10 protein-coding genes are annotated in these 12028 nt (G+C 61.4%); 1 reads left to right on the plus strand and 9 read right to left on the minus strand.

Translation table 11 applies throughout. The features are described from left to right. Nucleotides 1–87: 87 nt before the first annotated feature. Complete coding sequence (locus J7024_RS14730) at nucleotides 88–981, plus strand: LysR family transcriptional regulator (RefSeq protein ID WP_234745172.1); 894 nt, start codon at nucleotides 88–90, stop codon at nucleotides 979–981. Between the two features lie 73 nt (nucleotides 982–1054). Here the strand turns inward: J7024_RS14730 and J7024_RS14735 are convergent, their stop codons facing one another. The 9 genes from J7024_RS14735 to J7024_RS14775 all read right to left on the minus strand — a co-directional run bounded on the left by J7024_RS14735 (nucleotide 1055) and on the right by J7024_RS14775 (nucleotide 12005). Further along, nucleotides 1055–2518 carry an APC family permease gene (locus J7024_RS14735; RefSeq protein ID WP_212061824.1) on the minus strand — a complete coding sequence of 488 codons (1464 nt, stop codon included), beginning with the start codon at nucleotides 2516–2518 and terminating at the stop codon, nucleotides 1055–1057. A 232-nt stretch (nucleotides 2519–2750) separates the two neighbouring features. Continuing rightward, on the minus strand, nucleotides 2751–3740 hold the full coding sequence (gene lipA / locus J7024_RS14740) for a lipoyl synthase (protein ID WP_234745173.1): 990 nt from the start codon (nucleotides 3738–3740) through the stop codon (nucleotides 2751–2753). Nucleotides 3741–4038: 298 nt separating this feature from the next. Continuing rightward, the gene (locus J7024_RS14745; protein ID WP_234745174.1) at nucleotides 4039–4932 is read right to left on the minus strand and encodes a LysR family transcriptional regulator; all 894 of its coding nucleotides are present in this window, start codon (nucleotides 4930–4932) and stop codon (nucleotides 4039–4041) included. 80 nt (nucleotides 4933–5012) lie between these two features. Next, a complete protein-coding gene (locus J7024_RS14750; RefSeq protein ID WP_234745175.1) occupies nucleotides 5013–6329 on the minus strand; it encodes an MFS transporter in 1317 nt (438 codons plus the stop codon). A gap of 71 nt (nucleotides 6330–6400) precedes the next feature. Then, nucleotides 6401–6880 (minus strand): RidA family protein, encoded by a 480-nt coding sequence (locus J7024_RS14755; protein ID WP_212061815.1) that lies wholly within the window; start codon nucleotides 6878–6880, stop codon nucleotides 6401–6403. Next, a complete protein-coding gene (locus J7024_RS14760; RefSeq protein ID WP_234745176.1) occupies nucleotides 6877–7944 on the minus strand; it encodes a DUF4392 domain-containing protein in 1068 nt (355 codons plus the stop codon). The genes J7024_RS14755 and J7024_RS14760 overlap by 4 nt, the downstream gene beginning before the upstream one ends. A gap of 51 nt (nucleotides 7945–7995) precedes the next feature. Next, complete coding sequence (locus tag J7024_RS14765; protein ID WP_212061814.1) at nucleotides 7996–8982, minus strand: threonine ammonia-lyase; 987 nt, start codon at nucleotides 8980–8982, stop codon at nucleotides 7996–7998. Between the two features lie 278 nt (nucleotides 8983–9260). Next, complete coding sequence (locus tag J7024_RS14770; protein WP_212061813.1) at nucleotides 9261–10400, minus strand: MFS transporter; 1140 nt, start codon at nucleotides 10398–10400, stop codon at nucleotides 9261–9263. 210 nt (nucleotides 10401–10610) lie between these two features. Then, nucleotides 10611–12005 (minus strand): APC family permease, encoded by a 1395-nt coding sequence (locus tag J7024_RS14775; protein ID WP_234745177.1) that lies wholly within the window; start codon nucleotides 12003–12005, stop codon nucleotides 10611–10613. Between the last annotated feature and the right edge of the window lie 23 nt (nucleotides 12006–12028).

Consider the following 12028-nt stretch of genomic DNA (forward strand, 5'->3'; position numbering starts at 1 on the left):
GGATATGCGTCGCCTCGTCCGATCGCCGACCGACATTCGGATACGCGCGATCGAATCGCTTTCCCCCACGCGGGTGGAGTTCGCCACATGATCGATCTTCGAAACCTGGAGACTTTTTACGCCGTCGCCCAGCTGGGGGGATTTCACCGTGCCGCGGAAAGGTTGCACACGACACAGCCCGCTGTATCCGCGCGCATCGCGCAACTCGAACAGCAACTGAAGGGACGTCTGTTCGAGCGGGACAAGCGGGGTTGCTTCCTGACCATCAAGGGCAGGCAACTGCTCGTCTACGCGGAACAAATGATTTCGCTGAGCGCCGAAATGGTCGAGGCCGTCGCTGGCCGGGCGGCCCTGAGCGGGACGGTTCAGCTCGGCGCGTCGGACACGATCGTGCACACATGGCTGTCCGCGCTGCTCAAGCGGCTCAGCATCGAATACCCGGAGATCACGCTCGAGGTCAATGTCGACGCAACGCCGAACCTGACCGCGGGGCTCGCCGACGGCACAATCGACGTCGCGCTCCTGATGGGCCCCGTGAACGCGAGCAACGCGGAGAATCTGCCGTTGTGCAGCTATCCGATCAGCTGGATCGTCTCGTCGGATTTTGAATGCGACACGGCCAACCTCACGCTGAACGGTCTTGCGCGGCATCCGATCATCACGTTCTCCAGATCGACACGTCCGTACATGCAGCTAAAGGAGATGTTCGATCGGTCGCATCTGCATCACGTGAGAATCTTCGGCAACTCGTCGCTGTCGTCGATCGTCCGGATGACGCTCGACGGCATCGGGATCGCGGCGATTCCACACCACGTCGTGGCTGAACACCTGGCGAGCGGCCGGCTGCGCCGAATCGACACCGGCCACGAGATGCCGGTGATGCCGTTCACCGCCAGTTTCGTTCGCCGCGTCGACATGCCGCTGAGTGCGATCGTTGCCGGGCTCGCGCAAAACGTCGCCGCACATTACGAAGGGCGCTAAGCGCCACGCCGCGCTTGCTTGGCGCAATCGAAAAAAAAGCCAGGACTCGGCGAGTCCTGGCTTGTCGTCATCGTCAACCGTTCTGGCTGCGCCCCAGGCATTCGAAGACTTCGGGGCGCCGGTGCTTGAAGTATTGGGCAAGTGCCATGCCCGCGACCTGCACGCCGATCAGGCAATAGAACATCCACACGTACTGCCCGGGGTCACCGCCCGCAAGCACGTCGAAGTGTGCGGCCACGAGATAAACCAGCGCGATGAAGAATACTGACGAAATCGCCGGTGCCAGAAACGACTTGGCGAAACTCACGCCCTGTTGCCTGCCTCGACGAACGTACCAGACCAGCGACGAGACGTTGACAATGGTCATCAGAATGATGATGCCCGACGTTCCGACGCCGGAGAGCTGCCCGTAAAGTAGATCGGGCTTGGCTCCCATCAGAATGAACGGCAACAGCACGCACAGCACCATGACCGAGACGGTCATCGAAGCAAGATACGGAGATTCGTGCTTCGCGTGCACCTTTCCGAGGAAGCGGGGCAGCGCGCCGTCCGTGCCCAGGTTGTGCATATAGCGCGAAAGCACGTTCTGCGTGGACAGGCTCGCCGCGAACGCCGACGTCATCACCAGCACCGAAACGACCAGATGCAAGCCAGGGCTCACGAATTTCGCGAAGGCGTCAGGGAACATCGCCGCGGGCGTCTTGGCCGCGATCGACTGAACCTGCGGCCCGTAAGCCATGATCATCGCGTACGCACACAGGGTGTAGATCACGCCGATGAAGATGACGGCACCATACGTCGCACGCGGAATCGTCCGGTCCGGCATCTTTACCTCGTCGCGAAACAAGGCGGTCGCCTCGAACCCCATGAAGAACGACACGGTGAACAGCATGCAGAACGGCACGTTGGTACTGTTCGCCAGTTGGCTCGGCATGAACGGAGCGGATGCGGAAACACCCGGCACGCCGCCTTTTGCCAGCACACCGAATGAAAATACCAGACAGACGACGATCTCGAGAATCATCACCCACGTCAGCACCTTCGCGGACAGCTCGACATGAAGATATCCCAGCATCGAAACCACCAGCCAGCACGCGAGCGTCGGCCAGTACCACGGAATCGCCATGCCGGTCATGTCGTGCACGAGATCCGAGCACGAGACGCCGAAGAATGACGTGACACCGGCGAGGAGCAGGAAGTACGAAACCGCCGCGAGTATGCCGGAGCCGAGGCCCGTCGACTTTCCGATGCCATAGCTGATGAACGCATAGAAGTCGCCTGGGCGCTTCACGATATTGTTGAGCGTCACATAGCCGACGGAAAACAGCAGCAGTACGAGCGTCGTCAGTACAAAGATCACGGGGCTGCCGACTCCGCCGAACATCAGCGCGAACGGGATGTAACCCGATACGGTCGTCAGCGGCGCCGAGAACGCCAGCACGGTAAGCGCCAGACCGACGGCCCCCATGCTGCCCGACAGTTTCTTCTGCGGAGACGGTTCAATTTGAACGTCTTCCATATTCAGCTTCATCTCCATCTCTGCCTCCATCTCCTTGCGCCTCCAACATATCGTCAGCATGGTCGAACCTTCGCCGCATCGCACCGCGAACGTTCATGTTTCCGGGCGGCCGTCTCCGGTCGCGGGCCAGTACGGTACTCAGTCCGGTTCGTATGGCGGCCATCGTCGGCCGCCAAATTGATCAGGTCCAATTGCCGTTCGCGATGTTTTTCGATAACAGTTCTTTATCACGCGTACCGGCTTCGTCTTTTCACGCAACGCCGGCCCCGTGCGCCTGCAGATCGGCGTGATAGCTCGACCGCACCATCGCGCCGACGGCCGCGTGCGTGAAGCCCATCTTGTACGCCTCTTCCTCGTACATCTTGAACGTGTCGGGATGCACGTATGCACGCACCGGCAGGTGGTGCTCGGACGGCTGCAGGTACTGGCCGATCGTCAGCATGTCGACGTCGTGCGCGCGCAGGTCGCGCATCACCTGCAGGATTTCCTCTTCGGTCTCGCCGAGGCCGACCATCAGGCCCGACTTCGTCGCGACGTCCGGATGCTGCGCCTTGAAGTCCTTCAGGAGCTTCAGCGAGTGCGCGTAGTCCGAACCCGGGCGCGCTTCCTTGTACAGGCGCGGCACCGTCTCGAGGTTGTGGTTCATCACGTCGGGCGGTGCCGCGTTCAGGATCGAGATCGCGCGGTCGAGACGGCCGCGGAAGTCCGGCGTCAGGATCTCGATGCGCGTTTCCGGCGACTGCTCGCGCACTTCGCGGATGCACTCGACGAAGTGGGCGGCGCCGCCGTCGCGCAGGTCGTCGCGGTCGACGCTCGTGATCACCACGTACTTGAGCTTCAGCGCGGCGATCGTGCGGGCCAGGTTCTTCGGTTCATCCGCATCGAGCGGATCGGGACGGCCGTGGCCGACGTCGCAGAACGGGCAGCGGCGCGTGCACTTGTCGCCCATGATCATGAACGTCGCGGTGCCCTTGCCGAAGCATTCGCCGATGTTCGGGCAGCTCGCTTCCTCGCACACGGTGTGCAGGTTGTGCTCGCGCAGGATCGTCTTGATCTCGAAAAAGCGCGTGTTGGGCGTCGCCACTTTAGCGCGGATCCACCATGGTTTGCGAAGCGGCTCGATCGGAACGATCTTGATCGGAATGCGCGCCGTTTTAGCCTGTGCCCTCTGCTTTTCTGAAGCGTCGTAGCGCACCGCCGGGTTCGTCGAGGCCACCCGCTTCTCGCTCGCATCGGTCATTTTCGCCTCCTGCCCGGCTCTTTTGCGAAAGCCGGTGGTCAACAGCCTATTTGTCGGTCGAAATGATCGCCATGCCGCTTTTCCCGGAACCCCTTCGAAAAGCGCGCAACGTGCGCATCGCGTCAAGCCGGACGGTGATATCGCGTGTGCCGGCAATTGATTTCATTCTAGAAATGACGCGTGCATCCCTCGTCCACCCAAAGGATGATAAAAATCTCCAAACCTCGTCAGGCAACGGGTTGCGCGCTGATGCAACCCCATTAATCGCGACGCGCTGTCGAACGTCGGAAACATGCGTCTAGCGACGCGTCGACGCGGCCGCGTCGTGGGCCAATCCGGTCAGGATTTCGTAGATGCGTACGTCGAGCCCGCGCGCGTACGCCGCACTGAATGCGAAATCGTCCAGCGCGAGCGTCGATTCCTTGACGACGAGCACCCCCGACTCGATTTCGCGCCGCGCGACCGCACCCGGCATCACGGCAATACCGATCCTGTCGACCGCCATCTTCACGATCGTCGACAGGGACCAGTTGGCAAAGATGCGCGGGGAAGGCTTGTCCCGCGTCGCAATGGCGTCCCTCAGCGTGATGTACGGATGGGTCCGCTTCGGCAGCGTGATGATTGGGAAGCGCGCCAGGGTCTCCGGCGTCAAATGGCCGTCGCCGACATCGAGGTCAGGAGACACGAGGAAGTCGACCGGATATCTGCACAAGGGTGCTTCGACAAAATCGGGATCCACCACGGGCCCGGCCAACAGAAATGCCATGTCGATCTCGCCGGACTTAAGCGCGTCGCGAAGCGCCGGCGTGATGTCGACCACAATGTCGATGACGATGCCCGAATGTTCGCGATGCACGCTCTCGATGAACTCGGTGAGCCACATATGAACGATCGTTTCGGCGACACCCAGACGAACCACACCGGACAGCGTCTGAGGGCTTGCGATCGCCGAAATCAGTTCGGACTCGAGCGCCAGAAACCGTTCCGCGTATTCCAGCAGAGTCCGGCCACGGGGTGTCAACCGGATGGTACGCGCCGCGCGCTCGAACAGCAGCACGCCCAGATCGTCCTCCAGGCCTGAAATCCGGTGCGACACCGCGGATTGCGTCGTGTGCAGCTTGGTCGCCGCCTTATGAAAGCTGTTGAGCGTTGCGACCCAGTAGAAGGTTTCCAGGCTTTTCAGATTGATCATCTGCTCTGTTCACGTCGAACATGAAGAAAATTTCCGACCCGCAATCGTTCAGACGCAACAGGTGTCAGTGGCCATCGACCTCAGCGATTGACGAGCTTCTTGGGAAGGCACAAAGTCAGAACCACGCCGATTGCGGCCATCAACGAAATAAAGAAAACACCGTAATCGGTGCTCCCGGTCATTTCCTTGACGACGCCCACGACATAGGGGCTGACGAACCCGCCCAACCCGCCGACGCAGTTGATGAAGGCAACACCGGCAGCCATGCCGATCCCGGTCAGGAACAGTCCCGGAATCGAGAACAACATCGACGTCGTACTGTACGCACCCACGGCGGCGACACACAACGCCGCCAATGCAATGGCCGGCGCGCCGCGCGTGAATACACTGGCGACGAGCCCCGTGATCACGCACAAAAACGGCACGACGAGATGCCAGCGGCGTTCGCGAAGTTTATCGGAGCTTCGACCGATCAGATACATCCCGACGAACGCCGCACTGAACGGCAACGACGTGTAGAACCCGATACGCAAGACGTCACCTGGCGCCAGCTGCGCGACCAGCGTCGGCAACCAGAACGAAACGCCGTACGAACAGATCGCCGAGCAGAAGCAGATGAGCGTCATGTGCCAGACCTTGCGGTTCGTCACCGTCTGCCGCAGGTTCATCCCGGCACCCTGTCCGTCTATCGCTCGACGATCCGCTTCCAGCTCACGCTCGATCAAACGTCTGTTTCGATCCGGCAACCAGAGAGCGGACGCCGGACCGTCGTCGAGGAATACAAGCGTCAGTAGCCCGAGCGCAAATGACGGTATCGCCTCAATGACGAAGAGCCATTGCCATCCCGCCAATCCATGCGCGCCCTCGAGCGTCGACATGATCGCACCCGATACGGGCGCCCCGATCATGCCGGACAAGGGAACCGCCCCGACGAAAAGCGCCACCATCTTCGCACGGCGCGCTGACGGAAACCAATATGTCAGGTACAGGATGATGCCGGGGTAAAAGCCCGCCTCGGCCACCCCGAGCAGAAAGCGAAGCACATAGAACTGGGCTGGCGTCGAAACAAACGCAAAGGCCGCCGAAATCAGCGCCCACAGAATCATGATTCGCGAGATGGTCCGTTTTGCGCCGATCTTCGCCATCAGCACATTGCTCGGCACCTCGAACAGGAAATAGCCGATGAAGAACAGGCCGGCCCCCAGCCCGTACGCCCCGTCCGTCAGCCCGAGATCCGACAGCATCCGCAGCTTGGCGAAGCCGATGTTGATGCGATCGAGATATGCCGTGACGTAGCACAGCATCAGGAACGGCATAATCCGAAATGCGACGGTTCGGTACGTACCTTCGGAATGCGCGCCGTCACGGACCGGACCCGCTGCTGAATCGTATTGCATGCTCACCTCTCTTCCTTCAGGGTTCGTACCGTCTTGATCGGCCGACGCCCTGCAATCCACACATGCCGGCATCAGGCGATTTCTACGGTCGCCTCCACTTCCACCGCCATGCCCGATGGCAAGGAATTGGCGCCGGTCGCGATACGGGCGTGCCGCCCGGCCTCGCCAAGAACGGCGAAGAACAGATCAGAAGCACCGTTCATCACCTTCGCGTGCTCGGTGAAGTCGGCATCGCACTGCACGACGCCAGCAACGCGAACGATGCGAACGACGCGCGAAAAATCGCCCTCCAGCATTCGCCCGACATGGCTCAGGATATTGAGGGCGCAGAGCTGAGCTGCGCGCTGCCCGTCTTCCACGCTGAGGTCGGTGCCAACCTTTCCCGCATAGAGAAGGTCACCACCCAGACGCGGTCCCTGCCCCGCTATCTGAAGGTAGTTTCCCGACCGCACTGCAGGCAAATAACTACCGCGCGGCACGCTCGCAGACGGCAATTCGAGGCCCAGTTCGGCGAGGCGCGCGTCAATCGTGGTCTTGGTCTTATCCGTCATTTCAATTGCCTCCAGTCTCCACGCTCCCCTTGCCAGTTGATCGAGTCTCCCAGCGTGCGTCGAACACTCGCGCGAAGCGTGCGAAGCAAGCCCTCCCATTCGAGCGCGCTGATGCCGTCCACGGCGGGTTCGGGTGCCATGAACATGCCGTCCACACCACCCGAATTGACACAGCATTCGATGCAGCGGATCTCGAGTTCGGGATCGTGAAACACGACAGGGTTCTCCAGCAGCGCCGAAAGCGCCGCGATGATACCCGTCGCGCCCCAGTTCGATACGTTCGCGACGACGAGGTGATCAGCCGCATTGACCGCCGCAACGCCTCCCCGCCCAGCAACGCCGGTTGACGCGGCCTTCGGCGAAAACGCGGGCAGATCTGCCGCGATTACACCCATACCGAGTTCGTTACCCCCATCGCCCACGCCGATATGCAGGATGCCGCGCTCCTTGCCTTGATAAAACAGGTAATCGAGGTCGGCGACGAGCCCGTCGAGCGGACGGCCGCCCAGCCCGTGGTAGAGCCCTAGCGCATTGCAACCGGGGCGCTCGATCGAAATCATCACACTGGGCCGGGTGCGCTCGAGCAGATCATCAGAAACACGATGACTGCCGTCCTTATCCTTGGGGACGGTCCGGATGTAGACGGGCCGCAGGTACTCGATCCGTTTCACCACGCCATCGCCCGGGAACGGCATCGGCGCCAGCCCTGCGCCGCGGCAGGTCTGCACCATCATCTCCTCCCAGTCCTCGTCGATCACGATGACGGTCGGTACCCCCAGGCCAAGGAAGAATGCGCGCGCCATCAGCGCAGCGCCCACCGGACCATCGGTTTCGGGTGCACCGCCGCCCTCCGGGAATCCCGTGGCGATGAGCACCGGACCACCTTGTCGCCTTGCCGACTCGACGATTCGTTCGGCCGCACCCATGCATGCGAAGCCGGGTTGCCGCTTCTGCAGCGCCTCGTATATGTTGCCGATGAGCCCGACACCCGTGTAGTCGAGCGTCATGAATTCGTCGATCGTGCGCGCGACGCGTTGATACTGTTTGCTGTCTTGCTGCAGCATGGCAATTGCCTCCTGGCAGGAATGCGCTCCGGGTAAATGAATGCCGGTTGGTCAGGCCAACGCACTGACGAAGATGTCGTGGTCCACGTTACCGCCGCTCAGTACCAGCACGACGGTCTTTCCGGCTACGTCGAGCTTCCCGGCAAGTACCGCCGCGAGCGGCACTGCGCCACCGGGCTCCACGACGAGCTTCAGTGTCTCGAACGCCACGCGCATCGCCCGACGTACCTCGTCATCGTCGACGACGAGACTCCCGGCCAGCAGCCTCTTGTTGATCGGGAACGTCAGCTTGCCGGGAGATGCGACCTGCAGGGAATCGCAGATGGACCTGGCGCCCACGCCATTGGCAACTTGCTCCCCCTTCGCAAGCGATCGTGCGTGATCGTCGAACCCCTTCGGCTCGACAGCGTAGAGGCGCGCTTGCCGGCAGTACGCGCTGATCGCCGTCGCGACCCCAGCGACCAGACCGCCGCCGCTGGCGGCCGCAAGAACCACATCCGGGACCACGGAGATGGCTTGCGTTTGCTGCACGATCTCGAGACCGACGGTGCCCTGGCCGGCCATCACCTGGCGATCGTCGTAGGGGGGAACGATCACTGCGCCTGTGCGCTCCGCGATGTCCCTGCCGATTGCTTCCCGGTCGTCCGTTTGTCGGTCATAGAGACGTACGGTTGCACCGTAGGCCCGCGCACCTTCGATTTTTGCCTTGGGCGCATCCGCCGGCATGATGATGGTGGCCGGCATGCCGAACCGCGCGCAAACCGCCGAGATCGCGAGCGCGTGATTTCCCGACGAGAATGCGACGACGCCTCGTGGCCGCAGTGCAGCCGGAATTTGCAGCACGCGATTGCATGCGCCCCGGAACTTGAAGGAACCCGTCTTCTGAAGGCTTTCCGCCTTCACGAGCACACGGGCCCCCGCCGCGCGGTTGAGCGCATCGCTCTCGAGCAGAGGCGTTCGCACGACGAACGGCAGGATGCGCACATAGGCGGCTTCGATGTCGGCGACCGAGAAATCGCCGGATGAGAGATCTGTCATGGCATTCGCTCACGGTGAAAGACGTCAGCGCATTACATCAACCTCGACTGATTCAATCCAATGAAGAACAAAAATGATCACTGATCGGAATTCGTAATCGATTGGTGACAAGCGTCGAACGCACGATCGACAGGCCAGACACCATCCTCGCCCACGCGGGGACAGGTCCCGACGCACCGACCGAAGCCATGACCCAACAGATGAAAAGCACGACGACAGAATGCCGTTACGACCGGTCCGCTGAATCGCGTGGACTTCCCTCTTCGCCGGCGCGCAGGTCAGGAATCGATCTTCCGGCCACCGAACGCAGCGAGCAGAAGGAGCACCGCGAGCAGCGCAAACGCGAGATGCAAACCGATGGCATGTGCAAAGAAGCCGACGACTGCCGGTCCGACGAGATTGCCGCCATAGCCCAATGTCGTGATCGATGAAATGGCTGCCGACGGGTCCATGGCCTTTTGCCGCCCGGCAGATGCAAACAGGATCGGTACGATATTCGCGCACCCGATCCCGCATATCGCAAATCCGATGATCGCACTCATGCCCGACGGCGACGCGATTGCGATACACATCCCGACCGCGCCGACGATCCCGCCCGATATGATCACCACACGCGAGCCAAGACGGGTAATCAACATGTCGCCGAAGAGGCGACCGATTGCCATCGTCGTCGCAAACGCGGTATAGCCGAAGCCCGCGCGATCCTGCGCATAAGACTTCACGGATGTCAGGAACAGCGCACTCCAGTCGAGCATCGCCCCTTCGACGAGAAAGCAGCCGATCGCAATGGCCCCCATCAAAACCACAATCCCCTGCGGCAGGATCAACACGGAGGCCGTTCGCTCGCCCGGTCCTGCCGACTCCAGGTATCGCGCATAGCGAAACATGAGCGCGGCGATGACTGCCACCATCGCACCCGCTACCCCAAGCGGATTCGCGCCGGCCGACAACAGCGATCCGCCGACCAGCGAGCCCGCGATTCCGCCGACGCTGAACAGGCCGTGGAAGCCGGACATCAGTTGCTCGCCGCTTTGCCGCTCGATGAGCGCGGCCTGGATGTTCATCGCCACGTCGACGAATCCTAGACCGGCTCCAAAGATCAACAGCGTGACCGCCATCGCCGGCATGCCGGAAAGCGTCGCCAGGAGCGGCAGCGATGCGCAAATCATCGCGGCGCCTGCGCCGATGACCTTGCGGCAACCGAATTGCTCGACCGCGCGCTGACAGAGCGGCATGCATCCGATGGCACCGATTCCCAGGAACAGCAGTAGGAAGCCGAATTTCGCTTCGTCGACGTCAAGCCGCGCCTTCGCATAAGGCACCAGAGGCGCCCACGTCGCGACGCTGATTCCAGCGAGAAAGAACGATGCGCGTGTTGCAGCCCGTTTGTTGTTTTCGTTTGCAGTCTCGACGACCATGGTTTGGGATGCGTCCGATCGATCGGACATCTTCTGGATGAACGGATGATGAGAAGCCGGTCGTGACGTCTCTGCGTTGGCCGTTACAGGCAGGCCGACGCATTGGGAACAACGAGCCGGAAAATAAAAAAGATCCCGAAAATTTCTCGGGATCAAAGGAGAAACGACCCAGGATGGGGCGGAACATGTCCGCCCCGGTCGTTCAACGATTCAGTCCTTATGGCTGCGGCCAAGTCTTTCGAAAATCTCCGGGCGCAGGTACTTGAAGTATTGAGCCAGCGCGATGCCGACGAACAGCACGCCAATCAGGCAGTAGAACATCCACACGTACTGCCCCGGATCACCACCGGCCAGGACATCGAAGTGCTGCGCAATCAGCACGACGAGCGCGATGAAGAACACCGAGGAAATCGCAGGTGCAACCGCCGACTTGAAAAAGCTGACGCCCTGGTGCCTACCGCTCCGTCCGTACCACACCAGCGACGAGATGCTGACGATCGCCATCAGAACGACAATCCCCGACGTACCGACGCCGGAGAGTTGCCCGTAGAGCAGATCCGGCTTGGCACCCATCGCAATGAAGGGGATCAGCACGCAGAGCACCATCACCGACACCGTGATCGACGCGAGATAGGGCGACTCGTGCTTCGAATGAACCTTGCCGAGGAATCGTGGCAGCGCGCCGTCGGTGCCGAGGTTGTGCATGTAGCGGGCGAGCACGTTCTGCGTGGACAGCGCCGATGCGAACGCCGACGTCAGCACCAGCAACGAGATCACGACATGGAGACGGCCGCTGACGAACTTCGAAAATGCGTCGGGAAACATTGCGGCAGGTGTCTTGGTAGCGATGTCCTGGACATGCGACCCATAGGCCATGATCAGCGCATACGCACAAATGGTATAGACGACGCCGATGAAGATGACCGCACCATACGTGGCTACCGGAATCGTCCGGTCGGGCATCCGGACTTCATCCCGGAACAGCGCGGTCGCCTCGAATCCCATGAAGAAGCCGACGATGAATAGCACCGAGAACGGCACGCTCGCGCTCTTCGACAGCTGGCTCGGCGCAAACGGCGCGGTTGCCGAGATGTCCGCCGCCCCGCCCTTCGCCAGCACGAAGAACGAGAAGATGAGACATACCGCGATCTCGAGCAGCATGATCCACGTCAGCACCTTCGCCGACAACTCGACATGCAGGTAGCTGAGGATCCCGCAGGCCATCCAGCATGCGATCGTCGGGATGTACCACGGGAGCACGGCGCCGGTCGTTTCATGAAGGAGATCGGAACAGGACACGCCGAAGAACGACGTCACCCCGGCGAGTAGCAGAAAATACGACACCGCCGCGAGGATGCCCGAACCGAGGCCTGTCGACTTCCCGATGCCGAAACTGACGAACGCATAGAAGTCGCCCGGGCGCTTGACGATGTTGTTGAGCGTCACGTAGCCGACGGAAAAGAACAGCAGAACGATCGTGACGACGACGAACAGGATCGGACTGCTGACGCCTCCGAACATCAGCGCGAACGGGATGTAACCGGACACCGTTGTCAAAGGTGCCGAGAACGCGAGCACCATCAGCGCCAGGCCGATCGGCCCCATGTTTCCGGACAACTTTTTGGGTG

The sequence above is a fragment of the Burkholderia sp. WTPI3 genome (assembly GCF_021483755.1).
In the GTDB taxonomy this organism is placed as follows: domain Bacteria; phylum Pseudomonadota; class Gammaproteobacteria; order Burkholderiales; family Burkholderiaceae; genus Burkholderia.